13 protein-coding genes and 1 pseudogene are annotated in these 17,405 nt (G+C 70.0%); 9 read left to right on the forward strand and 5 right to left on the reverse strand.

The genetic code is table 11. The annotated features are described in order from the left end of the window. Window positions 1-155 precede the first annotated feature (155 nt). Both lysA and ACYVOO_RS30700 read right to left on the reverse strand, forming a co-directional pair. Window positions 156-1,574: a diaminopimelate decarboxylase gene (gene lysA / locus ACYVOO_RS30695; RefSeq protein WP_461018985.1), complete on the reverse strand. Its 1,419-nt coding sequence runs from the start codon at window positions 1,572-1,574 to the stop codon at window positions 156-158. Then, a complete protein-coding gene (locus tag ACYVOO_RS30700; RefSeq protein ID WP_461018986.1) occupies window positions 1,571-1,969 on the reverse strand; it encodes an SAV_915 family protein in 399 nt (132 codons plus the stop codon). Before ACYVOO_RS30700 ends, lysA begins: the two co-directional genes overlap by 4 nt. A 471-nt stretch (window positions 1,970-2,440) precedes the next feature. On the opposite strand from ACYVOO_RS30700, the gene ACYVOO_RS30705 reads away from it, so the two are divergent. From ACYVOO_RS30705 to ACYVOO_RS30715, 3 genes are all read left to right on the forward strand, one after another. Then, window positions 2,441-2,872, forward strand: coding sequence for a hypothetical protein (locus tag ACYVOO_RS30705; RefSeq protein WP_461018987.1), 432 nt, complete (start codon window positions 2,441-2,443; stop codon window positions 2,870-2,872). A 119-nt stretch (window positions 2,873-2,991) separates the two neighbouring features. After that, window positions 2,992-3,924: a hypothetical protein gene (locus ACYVOO_RS30710; protein ID WP_461018988.1), complete on the forward strand. Its 933-nt coding sequence runs from the start codon at window positions 2,992-2,994 to the stop codon at window positions 3,922-3,924. Window positions 3,925-4,110: 186 nt separating this feature from the next. After that, window positions 4,111-4,620, forward strand: a complete 510-nt coding sequence (locus ACYVOO_RS30715; RefSeq protein ID WP_461018989.1) for a ribonuclease H family protein — start codon at window positions 4,111-4,113, stop codon at window positions 4,618-4,620. Window positions 4,621-4,702: 82 nt separating this feature from the next. On the opposite strand, the gene ACYVOO_RS30720 is transcribed toward ACYVOO_RS30715, so the two are convergent. Both ACYVOO_RS30720 and ACYVOO_RS30725 read right to left on the reverse strand, forming a co-directional pair. Next, on the reverse strand, window positions 4,703-5,326 hold the full coding sequence (locus tag ACYVOO_RS30720; RefSeq protein ID WP_461018990.1) for a DUF6801 domain-containing protein: 624 nt from the start codon (window positions 5,324-5,326) through the stop codon (window positions 4,703-4,705). Window positions 5,327-5,605: 279 nt separating this feature from the next. Then, window positions 5,606-7,072 carry a glyceraldehyde-3-phosphate dehydrogenase gene (locus ACYVOO_RS30725; protein ID WP_461018991.1) on the reverse strand — a complete coding sequence of 489 codons (1,467 nt, stop codon included), beginning with the start codon at window positions 7,070-7,072 and terminating at the stop codon, window positions 5,606-5,608. A 213-nt stretch (window positions 7,073-7,285) separates the two neighbouring features. Here ACYVOO_RS30725 and ACYVOO_RS30730 point away from each other — a divergent pair, with 213 nt between their 5' ends. Then, window positions 7,286-8,911: a GMC oxidoreductase gene (locus ACYVOO_RS30730; protein WP_461018992.1), complete on the forward strand. Its 1,626-nt coding sequence runs from the start codon at window positions 7,286-7,288 to the stop codon at window positions 8,909-8,911. A 111-nt stretch (window positions 8,912-9,022) separates the two neighbouring features. Further along, the gene (locus ACYVOO_RS30735; protein ID WP_461018993.1) at window positions 9,023-10,363 is read left to right on the forward strand and encodes a hypothetical protein; all 1,341 of its coding nucleotides are present in this window, start codon (window positions 9,023-9,025) and stop codon (window positions 10,361-10,363) included. A 48-nt stretch (window positions 10,364-10,411) separates the two neighbouring features. Here ACYVOO_RS30735 and ACYVOO_RS30740 read toward each other — a convergent pair whose 3' ends face one another. Further along, a complete protein-coding gene (locus ACYVOO_RS30740; protein ID WP_453346461.1) occupies window positions 10,412-10,828 on the reverse strand; it encodes a Fur family transcriptional regulator in 417 nt (138 codons plus the stop codon). 198 nt (window positions 10,829-11,026) lie between these two features. Here ACYVOO_RS30740 and katG point away from each other — a divergent pair, with 198 nt between their 5' ends. The 4 genes and pseudogenes from katG to ACYVOO_RS30760 all read left to right on the forward strand — a co-directional run. Next, window positions 11,027-13,249 (forward strand): catalase/peroxidase HPI, encoded by a 2,223-nt coding sequence (gene katG, locus ACYVOO_RS30745; protein ID WP_461018994.1) that lies wholly within the window; start codon window positions 11,027-11,029, stop codon window positions 13,247-13,249. Window positions 13,250-13,600: 351 nt separating this feature from the next. Beyond that, entirely contained in the window at window positions 13,601-13,870 is a 270-nt protein-coding gene (locus ACYVOO_RS30750) for a hypothetical protein (protein ID WP_461018995.1), read from the forward strand. A 1,341-nt stretch (window positions 13,871-15,211) separates the two neighbouring features. Then, the gene (locus ACYVOO_RS30755; RefSeq protein WP_461018996.1) at window positions 15,212-16,201 is read left to right on the forward strand and encodes a helix-turn-helix domain-containing protein; all 990 of its coding nucleotides are present in this window, start codon (window positions 15,212-15,214) and stop codon (window positions 16,199-16,201) included. 143 nt (window positions 16,202-16,344) lie between these two features. Then, a pseudogene (locus ACYVOO_RS30760) lies at window positions 16,345-17,371 on the forward strand (IS30 family transposase); the annotation flags it as partial. Window positions 17,372-17,405 lie beyond the last annotated feature (34 nt).

Genomic DNA, 17,405 nt, shown 5'->3' on the forward strand with positions numbered 1-17,405 from the left:
GCAGGAAGCCCCCGGAAGGGCCACACGACCCAGGCCGGAATCCCTGGACTTTAGACCAGAGAGCACGTCAAATCCGGGGCAACAGCCTCCGCCCCCGAGCCGATCGGCTTGGGGGCGGAAGGGGCGGGGCGCGGGGACCGGGACCCGGAACGGGGTCAGAGGCCGATGTCGCGGCTGCGGATGTCCTCCAGCGACTCCCGCCGTACGAGCGGCCGGGCGTGCCCGTCCCGTACGGCGATCACGGGCGGGCGTCCGACGAGGTTGTAGCCGGAGGCCATGGACAGGTGGTAGGCCCCGGCGGCGGGGACGGCGATCAGGTCGCCTGGCCGTACGCCGGAGGGCAGCGGCACATCGGCCGCGAGGATGTCTCCGGCCTCGCAGTGCCGCCCCACCACGGTGGCGTCGCACATCCCGGAACCGGTTCCAGAACCGGCCCCGGAACCGGCCCCCTCGCCCCGAGCTGCGGCGCTGCCCACGAGGCGGGGCGCGTAGCCGACCCCGTACAGCGCGGGCCGCGGGTTGTCGCTCATGCCGCCGTCCACGGCCACGAACGTGGTGGCTCGCGTGCGTTTGACCGCGAGGACGCGGTAGAGCGCGACGCCCGCTGGCCCGGCGACGGCGCGGCCGGGTTCGAGGAGGAGCCGGGGCTCGGGCAGCCCGGCGGCGGCGCAGCTCCGGGACAGTTCGGCACGCAGGCGGCACGAGAGCGCGGCGAGGTCGAGTGCCGCCTCGCCCGGCCGGTAGGCGATGCCGTGACCGCCGCCGAGGTCCAGTTCGGGGAGGGCCACTCCGTGCTGCTCCCGGACGCGCGCCATGAGGCCCGTCATCCGTCGGACGGCGGCGAGATAGGGCTTGACGGAGGTGATCTGGGAGCCCAGGTGGCAGTGCAGCCCGGTGAGTTCGAGCCGCGGCTGGTCCAGGACGCGGGCGAGGGCGTGCTGCGCGGAACCGTCGGCGACGGACAGGCCGAACTTCTGGTCCTCCGTACCCGTACGGATCTTGTGGTGTGCTCCGGCAGCGATGCCGGGGACGACCCTGAGCAGCACCTTCTGGCGTCCGCGCGGTCCGACGGCCGCGGCCAGCCGGGCGATCTCCGCGGCACTGTCGATGACGATACGGCCGACTCCGAGGCGCAGCGCGGCCTCCAGGTCGTACGGGCTCTTGGCGTTGCCGTGCAGCACGATCCGGTCGGGCGGGAACCCCGCGGAGACGACGAGTTCCAGCTCCCCCGCCGAGCACACGTCCAGGCCGAGCCCCTCCTCCCGCACCCAGTGCGCCATGGCACGGCAGAGGAACGCCTTGGCCGCGTAGAGGACTTCGGCGTCGGGGAAGGCGTGCCGGTAGGCGCGGCAGCGGGCGCGGACCTCGGCCTCGTCGAGTACGTAGGCGGGGGTGCCGAAGCGCTCGGCGACGGCGGTGAGGGGGACACCGCCCACGGACAGGTCCCCGGCGGGGAGCCGCGTGGTGGACGCGGGCCATACGTCAAGGGAGTCGTGGGACGGCGGGGCCTGCGGGTCTTGCGGTGGCGGGGAGGACGGGCCTGTGGCCGGGGCGTTCACGGCGGTCACGGTCATCGCGGCCCCCTCAGCCCCGCCGCCGGGCTGAGGGCCGCCCGGCCGGTACGAGGATCGTCCAGTGCGGCGAGTGCGGTGACGCGACCCGGCGTCACGGCCGGGGCGGCGAACTGCGGGTCCACGGTGAGGAGTTCGACCCCCAGGGGTTCGGCGAGCGCCCGCAGCGCGGGCTCCGACAGCCGCACCCACCCTTGCGCGGCACCGAGCACATCGGCCAGCCGCTCCCTGGCGGTGAAGCCGACGGCCGTACGGTCACCAGGAGGCGTACGGAAGAGCCGGGGCACGCAGCCCGCGGGGCCCGGGGTGACGGGGACGTACAACGCGGGAACGGGAACCTCCGCGGGGCGGCGGGGGGAAGGTTCCCCGGGGTCGTCGTCGCTGCTGAACTCTGCCATGGCAAGGGCTCCTCGATGATCTGGGTGGGCCCCGTCGCGGGGAGGCGGACGGGGCACATCGCCGACGGTATGCCCGTATCGCACCCGGCCGCTGGGGCCGCTGACGGGACGCTGACGGCGAAGGGCCCCGCGTTGACGCGACGCTGACGTGCGCACACGGGGCCGCGAGACACGACGGCACGGGGCCGCGGCGGCACGCCGTCACGCCGTCACATGAAACCGCACCTCGGTACCAGGCCCGCGCCCGCCCGCTACGGGTCCGGTACGGGACGGCGCCTCGTACCCGCGCCGTAGGCCGGTGCGGCGGTCGTTGCAGGCGTGCCCGGCGGTACCGCCGTCGTGCTGCCCCGTATGTCAATCCCCTGCTGGATGCCCGCTTTGCCCCGCCGCCCGTAACTTCGCTGTCGGACAACGGGCCGCAGGGCCCGGCCATCGGCCACCAGGGCCGACGGGGGAACGAAGGGGAACACCATGAAGCAGAAGATGGCGCTCGGAGTGGGCGCGGCGGTGCTGACCGTCGCGGGTGCGCTCGGCTTCGCGCCCGTGGCGAGTGCGAGCCCGGCAGCGCAGACGGCGCCCGCCGCCGCGGACAGCGGCGTGAGCGCGGCGGCGGCGTGCGCCAACCCGCTGCACACGTACCAGTACAAGAACTACACGGGCGGCTGGAAGAAGTTCTGCTCGTCGGACAACTACCTGGCCAACAACACGTTCAACAACGGCGGCAAGGTCAACGACCACATCCGCTCGGCGAAGAACCTGTCCCGCGGCTGCTACTGGCTCCTCTCGCAGAACTACTACCAGCGGGGCCGCCAGACGTCCTTCAAGCCGTGGAGCTGGGACGCCAACCTCTCCAACAACAACGTCGGGTACAAGACCAGCTCGGTCTACAAGTACTGCGGCTGACCGCCTGGCAGGCACCTGATCCGGCCTGACCGAACCTGACCCGATCGCGTGAAACCGCCGGGGCCCCGTGCCCGCCTCCCACACCGCGCGGGGCCCCGGCACCCAGGAGCTGATGTGTCATGCGTGCACGACTGGCGGCCGTGACCGTGGCCGCCGCCTACTGCGCCGCGCTGACGGCGACGGTGACGGGCTGCGCGGGAACCGCCCCAGCGCCCGGTACCGGCGAGGGCGGGGGCCCGGCCTCGCCGGCGCCGCCGCCGGCGCCGACCCAGGAGGTGAAGGAGCTGACGCTCCCCCTCGACGCGTACACGCTCGGCGCCCCCGAGATGGCGCGCATCACCGTCGCGCAGGACCGGCTGATCGGCGCCTGCATGGCGCGCGCGGGGCTCGACTGGCCCCGGCTGCCCGCGCGCGAAGAGCGCGTCTGGCCGCACCGCGGCCGGTACGGGCTCATCGAGCCCGAGCCCGCCGCGCGCTACGGCTACCACCCGCTGCCCGACCCGCACTCCGAGGCGACGGAGGCATGGCTCGCGCGGCGCGAGGCGAAGCTGTCCCCCGAACAGCGGACGGCCGCGTACGGCGCGGCGGCGGAGAAGGACAAGGCGGGCAACGACGGAGAAGGCAGCAGCGCGGGGTGTGAACGGGAGGCGGAGCGCGCTCTGCTGCGCGGCGTGCCCAAGGCCGACTTCGAGCTGGTCGACGAGATCTCCGCCGACACCTACGACCGCTCTCGGCGCGCCCCCGCCGTGACGAAGGCGTTCGCCCGCTGGAGCGCCTGCATGCGGGACAGGGGCTTCGACTACGCCGATCCGACGGCCGCGAACGACGACGCGCGATGGCGGCGTACGGCGAAGAAGCCCTCGCGGGCCGAGATCGCCACCGCGCGGGCCGATGTCGCCTGCAAGCGTGCGACGTCGCTGGTCGGGGTGTGGTGGCGGACCGAGGCCGCGTACCAGAAGCGGCAGCTACGCGCGCACGCCGACGACCTCGCCGACGTCCGCGAGGCCCGCGACCGCTACCTCGCCAACGTCGCCCGCCACGAGAACACCTGAGTCGCCCGAGACACCTGAGCGCGGCGGCGCCCCCACAAGCGCTCGACGGACTCCGCGCGGTCCGGCCTCCGTACGGGGGTCGGAGTCCGGACCGCGCGGGCTCGGAGCCCCGGCCCCACGAGCCGTGCGCCACAATGGGGCGACGCCTCACCACCGACGCGCCCGCCTTCCCCCAGGACTTCCCACATGCCCAGTTCGCCCACCCCGCCCAACGTCCGCGAACGGATCATCGCCGCGACGGACGGCTCCTGCGACCCCAACCCGGGGCCGTGCGCCTGGGCCTACGTCATCGCCGACGCCGAGGGCCGGGCAGCGCGTACCGTCTCCGGCGCGCTGGGCCGCGGCACCAACCAGGTGGCGGAGCTGGCCGCGGTACTGGCGGTGCTGGAGGACACCAGCGGCCCGCTCACCGTCTACGCCGACTCCGTCTACGCCATCAAGTGCCTGACGGTCTGGCTGCCGAACTGGCGCCGCAACGGGTGGCTGAACTCCAGCAGGAAGCCCGTCGCCAACCGCTATCTGATCGAGCAGGCCGCCGAGCGCATGGAGGGCCGCGACGTGCGTCTGGAGTGGGTGCGCGGGCACAGCGGGCACCCGCTCAACGAGGCGGCCGACCGCGCCGCGCACGCGGCGCTCGCCCTCCCGGTACAGCGCGACTTCTCCCCTCCCGTATCCACCCCCGACGCGCTCTTCTGACACGCACTTGACGAGAAACGCGGGCCCCGCCGTCGACGGGACCCGCGTTTTCGCGAGCACGCGTGCGCGCGCTCTCCGGCCGTCAGGTGATGGTGAACGTGTCCAGCACGTTGTTCTGACCGGAATTCTGCGTACACGGAACGGTAAACGTACCGAGCCCTGTGTTCCCGCCGGACGCGGTCTTCGGGGTGAGGGTCAGGGAAAGGTTGCCGACCCGGATCGTGCCGGTGCCCGCCTGGGTGAAGGTCATGGAAGGCGCCGTGCCGTTCGCCGTGACGGGGAACGCGCCGGATTCGGGGATGGCCGTGTTCCGCAAGGTGTTGGGAACGGTGAGCGGAATGTTCCCCTGCGGCGCCTGGACGGTGGCCGACGCCGAAGCCGTGCCCGTCAGCGTCCTGGCGCCGATGAGTCTGAGAGCGGATGTCGTCGTCGCGTTCACCGTGGCCACGGTGGAGACGGGGAACGTGGGGCTGGGGGTGTTCCGCGCGACCGAGGCGGGCGCGTCCGCGGTGATCGCCACGGTCATCTGCTGGGCACCGATCAGGGGCATGGTGCAGGTGTAGGTGAGGCTGAGCGTGGGCTGGATGGCGTGCGCGGTGCCAGCGGTACCGAGCCCGGCCAGCCCGCCCGCCGCGAGCGTCGCGGCGGCGAGGGTGGCCCGTACCTTCGTGGCCCGTACCTTCTTTGAAGCCGACTTGCCGTTCATGGAAACACCTCTCGTGTGGTCGTCCGGAGCCTCCGGAGAAATCTCCGGGAACTCTGGGGAACTCCGGGAAAGCGAGACATGCTGAACGCGGTACGCCTGCGAGGCGAACGACCGGCCGGGAAACGAGGCCGATATGGCGCCGACGAAAGGTACTGACGCTTACGCGAGAACTCAAGAAACCTTCACCGAAGGCGTCCTGAAGTTCTCGCACGCGCCGCCGCACCGTTTTTTCCTTGTCATCCACCCACGAGAATTCGGCACGGAATTGTCATCGGATGCTTAATGCGCGGGCCGGTTTTCCGGAGCCGCCGGAACCGGGTAGGTCGGGTACTCGGCCCCTGAGACGTACTGGACGACGCGGATGACCTGGCACGAGTAGCCGAACTCGTTGTCGTACCAGAGGTAGAGGATCGCGTTGTCGCCCTCCACCTTTGTCGCACCGGCGTCGACGATCGAGGCGTGGCGCGAGCCGATGAAGTCGCTGGAGACCGCGTCGGGGGCGCTGGTGAAGTCGATCTGACGCTTGAGCGGCGAGGTCAGCGAGACGTCGCGGAGGTGGTCGAGGACCTCCTCGCGGCTGGTCTCGCGCTCAAGTTGAAGGTTGAGGATGGCGATCGAGACGTCCGGCACCGGGACGCGGATCGAGCTGCCGGTGATCCTCGCCTTGAGGTCGGGCAGCGCCTTGGCCACGGCGGAGGCGGCACCGGTCTCGGTGATGACCATGTTGAGCGGCGCCGAACGGCCGCGCCTGTCGGACTTGTGGAAGTTGTCCAGCAGGTTCTGGTCGTTGGTGAACGAGTGGACGGTCTCCAGGTGACCGCGCACCACCCCGTACTCGTCGGCCATCGCCTTCAGCGGCGGCACGATCGCGTTGGTGGTGCAGGACGCGCAGGAGATGATCCGCTCGTCCGGCTTGATCATGTCGTGGTTGACGCCGTGCACGACGTTGGGGACGTCGCCCTTGCCTGGCGCTGTCAGTACGACCTTGTCGATGCCGGGACGCAGGTGCTTCGACAGCCCCTCGCGGTCGCGCCACCTGCCGGTGTTGTCGATGAGGACGGCATCCTGGATGCCGTACTCGGTGTAGTCCACCGTCGTCGGGTCGTCGGAGTAGATCATCTGGATCTCGCTGCCGTTGGCGACGATCCGGGCGTTCTCCTCGTCGACGGTGATGGTGCCCTGGAACTGGCCGTGTATGGAGTCGCGGCGCAGCAGCGAGGCACGCTTGACGAGGTCCTGCTCGCCGCCCTTGCGGACGACGATGGCGCGCAGCCGCAGGCCGTTGCCCGAGCCCGCCTTCTCGATGAGCAGCCGGGCGAGGAGGCGGCCGATGCGGCCGAAGCCGTAGAGGACGACGTCGCGCGGGCGACTGGGGTCGATCTTGTTGTCGCCCGTGGCACCGGCGACGGCCCCGGCGGTGAACTCCTCCACCGAGAGCCCGCGGTCGTCGTCCTTGTACGTCGCGGCCAGCATGCCGATGTCGATCTGTGAGGGGCCGAGATCGAGCGTGGCGAGGGCGCGCAGGAACGGCAGGGTCTCGGTGACCGACAGCTCATCCCCGGCGATCTGCCGGGCGAACCGGTGCGCCTTGAGGATGCTGACGACCGACTTGTTCACCAGGGAGCGGCTGTGCAGCAGGACCGTCACGTCCCGCTCGCGATGCAGCTTCCCGATGACCGGGATCATCGACTCCGCGATCTCCTCGCGGTGCTTCCAGTTGGTGAACACGTCCTCATTGACAGTCACAGATCTATCTTTCGAGCTAGGCGGTGCTCATATGTTAACCCCACTGATCCGCCGCCCCTCGCGACGCCCCCTCCACACCGAGACGCCCCCTGTGCCGAGGTGAGCACGCCCGCTCCCAGGACTAGAACGATCGCACTATCCGTGCTCCGTCGAACGGCCTAGGTTGGCCGCCCAGTCCGGCCCGCCCCTGCCGTCGCACTCCGGGAGCCGCCCATGCCCACCACGTCGAGGCGTGCCCTTCTGGCGGGAGCCGCCGGATTCGGGGCCGCGAGCCTGCTGACGGCCCCCACCGCCACCGCCGCCACCGCCGCCCCGGCCACCGCTTCCACACCGGCCCGCGTGCGGCTCACCAGGGAGGAGCACCGCGCCGTCGTCATCGGCTCGGGCTTCGGCGGCGGCGTCGCCGCGCTGCGGCTGGCGCAGGCGGGCGTCCCGGTGACGGTCCTGGAGCGCGGGCGGCGCTGGCCGACGGGTCCGGACGCGGAGACGTTCCCGCGCGTCTCGGGCCTCGACAAGCGGGCACTCTGGTACGGCACCGTCCCGGCGGCGCTCCGGCCGCTGGCGGAGCTGATCGGGACCCCGCTGGACTTCGCGCCGTACGTCGGGCTGCTGGAACCCGTGCTCGGCGAGAACATCCTGGCCGTCTGCGCCGCCGGGGTCGGCGGCGGCTCGCTCGTGTACCAGGGCATGACCCTGGAGCCGTCGGAGGCCGTCTTCCACACCTGGCTGCCCGAGAAGCTGGACCACGCGCGCATGCACCGCGTCCACTACCCGCGCGTCGCGCGGATGCTGCGCACGGTCACGGCGCCCGACGATCTGATCCGCTCGCCCAACTACCACGCCGCGCGCGTCTTCGCCGAGCGCGCGCGGAGGGCGGGCTACGGGGTGGAGAAGATCCCGATGCCCATCGACTGGGACTACGCGCTGGCCGAGCTGCGCGGCGAGATGAAGCCGTCCTACACGAACGGGGACTGCGCGCTCGGCGTCAACAACGGCGGCAAGCACTCGGTCGACGTCACCTACATCGAGCGGGCCGAGGCGACGGGGAAGGTCACCGTCGCGACGCACCACAACGTCACCGGCGTCGCCCGCGCGAAGGACGGCCGCTGGGAGGTGCACGTCGAGCGGACCGACGACGCGGGCCGCACCCTCGAACAGAAGGTCCTCACCACCCGGGCCCTGATCATGGCCGCCGGGAGCCTCAACACCAGCAGGCTCCTCGTGCGCGCGGGCGCCACAGGAGCCGTCCCCGATCTGCCCGACGGGCTCGGCGAAGGGTGGGGCACGAACGGCGACCGCATCTACGCGTGGACGAACCTCGAAGAGGACTTCGGCGCCGAACAGGGCGGGCCCGTGGTCTACGGCAGCAAGGACTGGGCCGACCCGACGCACGCGAACACGGTCATCCAGGCGTCCCTTCCTCCCCTGGGCCTCGACACGCGGACGACGATGCTGGTGGGCTTCGGCGTCAGCGCCGACCGGGGGCGGTTCCGCTACGACTCGCTCACCGACTCCGTCTCGCTCCACTGGCCCCTGGGCGGCGACGCCTCCTCCTACCGCCACATCCAGCGCAGGGTCGCTGCCCTCTCCCGCGGCCTCGGCACCCTCACGGACACCAACCTCCTGGTCAACAGCACCTGGCACCCCCTCGGCGGCGCGCCGATGGGCACGGTGTGCGATCTGGAGGGCCGGGTGCGCGGCCAACGCGGCCTCTATGTACTGGACGGCGCCCTGATCCCGGGCACGACGGGCGCGTGCAACCCGTCGATGACCATCGCCGCCGTGGCCGAGCGCGCCATGGATACCCTCGTGGCCCAGGACGTGGGCACGGTCATCTGAGCGGTACGCCGTCAACGGCCCCCCGCGCACAGCCCCGTGGGGCGAGCCGCGGCAAGGCGGGGAAGGGCCCCGGCAGCGGTGCAACCGGTCATGGACCGAGAAGGAGGCTGGATGAGGCGCCTGCGACTGCCCGGATCCGACAACGAGCACGGCGACGGGGCGGGAATATCGCGGCGATCGCTGCTCGGCGCGTCCGCTTCCGGGGCCGCGGCTCTCCTGCTCGCCGGGTGCGGCCTGGGAGGGGACGACGAAGGGTCCGGCAGCGGGAACGGCGGGGGGAACGGGAACGGCGGCGGCTCCGGGGGCGGATCGGGCGACGACGAGTCGGCGCGGCCCCCCGCGCCGCCGAGCGGCGCCCTCGGCGCCAACTTCAACGAGGACCCCAGCGACATGACCTTCGCGCAGTTGCGGGGGATCTCCGCCGGGTGGCTGCGCGGCTTCATCCCCATGCGGGAGGACGGCACGTCAGACCCGGCCCGTCAGGAAGCCGTCGCCACCCTGCTCAAGGCGCGCGAAGAGGGCTACGGCACCATCCTGTCGCTGAAGTTCCCGTACCAGCACAAGGCGCTCCCCGAGGCGGGCAGTTCCGCCATGGACGCCGAACTCGCGCGCGTCGACAAGGTGCTGGACGCCGCGCTGGGCACGATGGACATCCTGGTGATCGGCAACGAGCCCTTCCTCGAAACCCGCCGGGCCGACCGCGGCGGCCCCGCCATCAACGCGTTCTACGAGCACCTCGCCGAGCACGTCATCGCGTACCGCAAGAAGCACTTCGGAGCACGGTGCAGGACCCGCCTCTACATGGGCGCGCTCAACCGCCTGGACGACCCGGCCCGGCGGACGGCCCCCACCCGGCGGTGGATGGAGTTCGTCGGCAAGACCCGGGAGATCGAGGGCGTCGACATCCACCCCCACGTGACGTCCCTCGACGCCAGCCAGAAGTACCTGGACTACGTGCTCCCCCACCTCCGCGACGACCAGAAGTTCCTCGCCACCGAGTTCTCCCTCGTCCTCAACTGGGGACGGCACATGCGGGACAAGATCCCCGCGGCGTTCGCCTCGAAGTACGACGTGGCCCCGGGCACGCGCGTGTGGCAACTGCTCAAGGAGGCCGCCGAGAACCCCTTCCCCCAGGAGAAGTGGGACGCCTTCCTCGCCGCGAGCCCCTGGTTCCACCGGAACCGGCACTATCTGCGGGACCAGATGCGGAAGTTCCGCGACACGGGGAAGCTCGCGGTCGCCACCTACGGCGTCGTGCAGGCCGACGCCATGGTGCGCGACATCGGTCCCGACAAGACGCCATGGATGCTCAACAGCGTGTACGCCAGCAGGACCGTCGAGGAAGGGGAGGACGGGAGCCCCGGGCTCAACAAGGCGTGGTACGAGGACTTCCGCGCCCTCCAGCGGAAGCGTGACCGCCTGCCTGTCCGCACGGGCGAGACGGCCACGTGATCCCGGCCCCGGCTGCGCCCTCTCCGCCAGGCTCTCTGTCAGGCTCCGTCAGGCGCGGGCGCAGTCGGGGCACAGGCCCCGGTACGTCATCTCGACGGCGGAGACGGTGAATCCGAACCGCTCGGAGTCCGGGAGGTCGGCCAGCGGATCGCCGTCCGGGTGGACGTCGCGGATGAGGCCGCAGCCGGAGCACACCAGGTGCTGGTGGGGCCGGTGCGCGTTCGGGTCGTAGCGTTTGGCGCGTCCGTCGGTGGCCACCTCGATGACCTCACCGAGCAGGACCAGTTCGCCGAGGGTGTTGTAGACCGTCGCGCGGGATATCTCCGGAAGCCGGGCCTCCGCGCGTGCGAGCACATCGTCCGCGGTGAGGTGGACGTGCTCGCCGTCGAGTACCTCGGCGACCACCCGGCGCTGGGCGGTCAGCCGCCAGCCACGCCCGCGAAGCCGTTCCAGCAGGTCACTCATGGCCACCAGCCTAACCGTCGACCGACAACCAGCTAAGAACGCGTGACCGGTGTTGGTTGTCGTATTGACTTGGATTTCGTCCATCGTAGGATCGGCTCCAGCTATAGCCAAGGGGCACGACGCGGGCAGGACACAGCGGGAGCTGAGACCACGTGGGTGGTTCCTGAGCCGTGGTCAGCCGAGTCCGGAAGGATTCCCATGTCTGAGAACCACGAAGCGATCGTCGGAGACGCGAAGACGGAGGAAGAAGGCGGCTGCCCGGTGGCGCACGGGCGTGCCCCGCACCCGACACAGGGCGGCGGCAACCGCCAGTGGTGGCCCGAGCGGCTCAACCTGAAGATCCTCGCCAAGAACCCCGCCGAAGCCAACCCGATGGGTGACGACTTCGACTACGCCGAGGCGTTCAAGACACTCGACCTGCCCGCCGTGAAGCGGGACATCGCGGAGGTGCTCACCGACTCCAAGGACTGGTGGCCCGCCGACTTCGGCCACTACGGCCCGCTCATGATCCGTATGGCCTGGCACAGCGCCGGCACGTACCGCATCAGCGACGGCCGCGGCGGCGCCGGTTCCGGCCAGCAGCGCTTCGCGCCGCTCAACAGCTGGCCGGACAACGCCAGCCTCGACAAGGCCCGCCGTCTGCTGTGGCCCGTCAAGAAGAAGTACGGCGAGCGCATCTCCTGGGCCGACCTCCTCGTCCTCACCGGCAACGTCGCGCTGGAGACGATGGGCCTGAAGACCTTCGGCTTCGCCGGTGGCCGCGTGGACGCCTGGGAGCCCGAGGAGGACGTGTACTGGGGCCCCGAGACCGAGTGGCTCGGCGACGCGCGCTACAGCGGCGACCGCGAGCTGGAGAACCCGCTCGGCGCGGTCCAGATGGGCCTCATCTACGTCAACCCCGAGGGCCCCAACGGCAACCCGGACCCGATCGCGGCGGCCCGCGACATCCGCGAGACGTTCCGCCGCATGGCGATGAACGACGAGGAGACCGTCGCCCTCATCGCGGGCGGCCACACCTTCGGCAAGACCCACGGAGCGGGGCCCGACAGCAACGTCGGCGCCGACCCGGAGGCCGCGCCGATGGAGCAGATGGGCCTCGGCTGGAAGAGCACGTTCAACTCCGGCGTCGGCCCGGACGCCATCACCTCGGGCCTTGAGGTGACGTGGACGACCACCCCGACCCAGTGGAGCAACGGGTTCTTCAAGAACCTCTTCGAGTACGAGTACGAGCTGACGCAGAGCCCCGCCGGCGCCAACCAGTGGATCGCCAAGGACGCGCCGGAGATCGTCCCGGACGCGCACGACCCGTCGAAGAAGCACCGTCCCCAGATGCTCACCACGGACCTGTCACTGCGCTTCGACCCGATCTACGAGCCGATCTCCCGGCGCTTCTACGAGAACCCCGAGGAGTTCGCGGACGCCTTCGCGCGCGCCTGGTTCAAGCTGACGCACCGTGACATGGGCCCGGTCCAGCGCTACCTCGGCCCGGAGGTCCCGTCCGAGACGCTGCTGTGGCAGGACCCGCTGCCCGAGCGCACCGGCGTGCTGATCGACGCCGCGGACATCGCCACCCTGAAGGAGGCCATCCTCGGCACGGACCTCACCGTCGCCCAGCTCGTCTCCGCCGCCTGGGCCTCCGCGTCCACCTTCCGCGGCAGCGACAAGCGCGGCGGCGCCAACGGCGCCCGCGTCCGCCTGGAGCCGCAGCGGAGCTGGGAGGTCAACGACCCGGAGTCGCTGGCGCAGGTGCTGCGGACCCTGGAAAACGTCCAGGCGTCCTTCAACTCCTCGGCGAGCGGCGGCAAGCACGTCTCGCTGGCCGACCTGATCGTGCTCGGCGGCTGCGCGGCCGTCGAGAAGGCGGCCAGGGACGCGGGCCAGCCCGTCGAGGTGCCCTTCACACCGGGCCGCGTGGACGCCTCCGAGGAGCAGACGGACGCCGAGTCCTTCGCCGCGCTGGAGCCCACCGTCGACGGCTTCCGCAACTACCAGGGCAAGGGCAACCGGCTGCCCGCCGAGTATCTGCTCATCGACAAGGGCAACCTGCTCACCCTGAGCGCGCCCGAGCTGACGGTCCTCGTCGGCGGCCTGCGCGTCCTGGGCGCCAACCAGGGCGGGTCGAAGCACGGGCTCCTCACCGAGCGCCCGGGGCAGCTCACGAACGACTTCTTCGTCAACCTGCTCGACATGGACACCACCTGGAAGTCCACGTCCGAGGCGCAGGACGAGTTCGAGGGCCGCGACGCCAGTGGCACCGTGCGGTGGACGGGGACGCGTGCGGACCTGGTCTTCGGCGCGAACGCCGAGCTGCGTGCCGTCGCGGAGGTGTACGCGAGCGAGGGCTGCGAGAAGAAGTTCGTCAGGGACTTCGTCGCCGCCTGGGACAAGGTGATGAACCTCGACCGCTTCGACCTCGTCTGACCGACGCGTCTGGTCCGAGGTGAGAGCCGCCGCCCCCCGTGCCGGGGGCGGCGGCTCTCGCCGCGTTCCGGCTCGATTTCCTGGCGAAATCCCGGGCGAAATTCCGGGCGAAATTCCGGCGAATTTCCGGTGCCCGAAATCTCCGACCTGTCCAACTGCCCGCGATGTTAGGGTGAGTTGCTGACAGGATATCGGCAGGATATCGGGGACGTTCTAAGGACCGGTATGAGGAAGTACAGGACCGTCGGTGTAGCGCTCTTCGCCGCAGTGGCGGTCGTCAGCGGGTCGGGTGTCGCAAACGCCTCGGCCGGCTGGAATTATGTCGGCGCCGGGGATTTCAGTAACCGCGATGTGGACAACGGCCTGTGGTTCACCGACTACGTCCAATCCAGCGGCGGCAGTTTCCGCACGTGCCTCGCGAACAAGTCGGAAACGTACACGTACACCCTGTGGGAGCACGACAGCAGCAATTCCCGGAAGATCGCGTCGAAGTCCAGCAAGGGCGGCTGCCTCGTCTTCAACGGAATTGACGATTACGTCGACGGCGGCAACAACAAGGCAGAGCTGATGCTCTCGACGACCAATCCCGAGGGCGGCGACGGAGTCGCCTTCTACGACTAACGGCGGCGAGGTGTCCGCGGCCCGCCGGGCGGGACGCGACGAAGTGCTCCGCTATCTGCTGGGCCTGCGCTCCCGGCCGGAGGCGGCGCGGGTCCGAGCCGAGTTCGCCGAGGTGAACGGCGCACCGGCGGCCCTCGTCCGCGCGGGTCACGGCGGTCCACACCGTCGTCAACCCCGGCAAGCTCGCGTTCGGCTACGACACCCTCGTCTACGCGCTGGGCAGCGTGGCCGACACCGCCGCCGTCCTCGGCACTGCCACGCACGCGTCGGCGGTGGCCACGTACGAGGACGCGGTCCGCCCTGCGCGCGTACGACTGCGGCGCGGGGGCTCGCTGGCCGTGGCCGGAGCGGGCCCGGGCTGGAGACGGCCACCGAACTGGCCGCGGCCCACCCGGCGCTCACGGTACGGCGCCGGGCTCTTCGAGCGTGCACGTCGCCATCTGCTCGGCGCGCTGGTGCGGCACGGGGTGACGTCAGCGAAATCGCGGCGCACGGCCTGGTCCTCGCCGACGGCGGCGCGATCCCGGCCGATGCCGTCGCCTGGACGGCCGGGTTCCGCGTGCCGGGGCAGGCGCGCGAGGCCGGGTTCGCGGTGGACGCGCGGACTGCTGACCCTCGGCCCGGCGCTGCGCCCGATCTCCCACCCGGAGGTCTTCGTGGCGGGCGACGCGGCGGCGGCGTACGGGCCCGGCGGGGCCGCGTCCCGCAGTCGTGCCAGACGGGGCCGCCGATGGGCGCGTACGTTGCGGGCAGCGTCGCCGCCACGTTGACGGGTCGCGTCGCCAAGCGGCTGCGGCTGCGGCTGCGGCTGCGGCTGCGGCTGCGGCTGCGGCTAGCAGAACATCAGCCTCGGCCCGCTTCAAGGAGGCGGTCACGAGGGAGACGGTGCTGGCGCTGCGGCATCGAACGCGAGCATGAGACTGGTAACCACCGCTGCCTTGCGCCCTCGCCCTCAGCACGTGTGTCGAACCAGGCAGAGCCTCGACGAGCGCGAGACCGGCAAACGGGCAGCGCGCTGCTCAGGTTGTGGAACCGGCGATGCTTCGAATCCCGCGAAGACTTGTCCCCCTTCGTCTTAGCCCCGGCGAGAACTTGAACACTACGGGGCTCCAAGCTGGGCCTTCAGCCGACTGTGGCCGGTGCCTGAGCTTCGTTGATGGCCTAATGCGACTGGCGGTGTTGATGCATCAAGCGGTCCTAGTGGGTCCACTGTGAAACTAGAGACATCCACACGTAAACATTCTTCACCCTATTAGGTGACGCGACTCGCGAAGGACAGTTGGATCTTCCTGAACCCCCATACTCAGTCGCAATCGAAGGCGATTGATCAAGGGGAAAGTCATGCCGGATGTTTTCGATCGAATCGAGTGGAAGGTTCGAGAAATCTTCGGGGAAGAGCCGGTCTGCGTGCATGTGGGAGATGTTCGGGAGTGTGAGATCAAACGACATCCCACTTACTCCAAGTTCCGTTCCACTGCAATTTCGTCGGGAGTTCGATCAGCCGCCACCTCGCGCCAGTGGGAGTCCATGATAGCCATGGGCAGATTGTGTGACCTGGACGGCGACGACACGTGGCGGCTGGTCATCCTCGACTGCATCATTCCCTGCTTCCGCTCGCTGTCCACGAGGATCTCCTATGATTTCCAAGTCGAACGCGAAGAAATTCGGTCGTCCATGGTGGCAGCCGCCCTGGAGGTCTGGACAGGCACAGCCATGGGCGTATCACCCCGTCACGTCAGAGACCGTATGGTCAAGGCAGCCTTCGAGATGGCCTTCCGGATTGGGAATGCCAATTCCTCCGAGTGCTCGACAGATGACGTCGAGATATTAAACCAGCAGGAATTTTTCACGCAGGACTCCACGCTCAGAATGTCGTCGATCATCGATGTCGCAAGTATCCGCGATCCCGATGTCGCGGAACAGCTCGGAGGCGAACGCGTCGGGGCGTTGTTTCAGACGCAGGGACACTTCGATGTTCTTCGGGGTTTCCACGACGGACTCCGATCTGGTAGCCGTTCGGGCTCGGTCAGCCAGTCTAGGATCTCGGGACTTTCCCGATCTTGGATCTCCGACCCAAACCTCTACTACTACCTCTCCGATCTCTACCCCTCATTCATCGGACTCCGGGAAGCCGCAGATGTGATGGGGATCGCCGAGTCCGCCGCGCATCGGCTCATCAGGGCAGGACAATTCCCTTTCCCCGCAGCGAGGGCGGGGCGGGGCTACAAGATCTCCGTCAAGGCCCTCATGCACTTCAAGAATATCCCGGATGCCATCATCCATGTCGACGATGTTGAGAACGGTGCCCTCCACGCGAGCGGCGGGCGATGAACTACGCCGACCTCAGCCAACTTCCGCTTCGCCATGAGGGCTCGCTTGGGAAAGCAGCACCGCTCAGGGGCACCTGGCTGCCTTTGTCGACACTCTGTGCACCCGGGGCCGCGTACGTGCAGCAGCCCGGGCGTGGAACCTCCTTGGATTCTAGGAGTCGTCGCAACACCCCAGTTCAACAGCAAGGCGTGAGCAAGCGGGCAGCGTGTCGGATCATCGGGGTCGACGTGCGGACCGGCAAGAAGTGGCGTAACGGGCGTCACGGATACGGAAACCGGAAGGCGCTGCCACCGCTCAACGTGGTGGCAGCGTCTGGCGGGCTGTCCCGGTACCTGCGCGAGGAAGACCGCATCCACATCGCCGACCGGCTGCGAGAGAAGGCGGCCGTCCGAGTGATCGCCGCCGAACTGGGCTGCCCGTCCACGGTCAGCCGGGAGATCCGCCGCAACCGCCACCCGGCCATCGGCCAGTACGGCCCGCACACCGCCCAGGCATGCGCCGATGCCCGTCGGCCCCGCCCCAAGCCCGGGAAGATCGGCCGGAGTCCGCAGCTGCGGAACTTCATTCAGGACCACCTGAACCTGCGATGGGACCCGGAGCAGATCTGCCAGGCATCTGCGGACACGGTTCCCCGACCGGCCGGAGATGCACGTGGTCCACGAGACCCTCTACCAGGCCCTCTACGTCCAAGGGCGCGGAGAACTGCGCCGCGAGCTGGCCCGTGCCCTGCGCACCGGCCATGTCCGGCGCAAGCCCCGGCGCCAGCATTACCAGCCCGGTTCGTTCCCTCGATGGTCATGATCAGCGAGCGTCCGGCCGAGGGCCGAGGACCGGGCGGTCCCCGGGCCCTGGGACGGCGACCTCATCATCGGCAAGAACAGCAAGTCTGCCATCGGCACTCTGGTTGGGCGCGCCACGCGCTACGTCCTGCTGCACCTGCCCGGTGACCACGGTGCCAAGAGCGTCCGCGAGGCTCTGGTCACCATGGTCCAGACACTGCCATCCCACCTCAGACGGCCCCTGACCTGGGACCAGAGCTCGGAGATGGGCTGCCACGGCGCGTTCACCATCGCCACCGACGTCCCGGTCTACTTCTGCGCCCCGGCCAGCCCCTGGCAACGCGGCTCGAACGAGAGCACCAACGGCCTGCTACGGCAGTACTTCCCTAAGTAGGGTCGGGGACTGGCGCGGTGGCTCGCGGCTC

The sequence above is a fragment of the Streptomyces daliensis genome, from assembly GCF_054782395.1.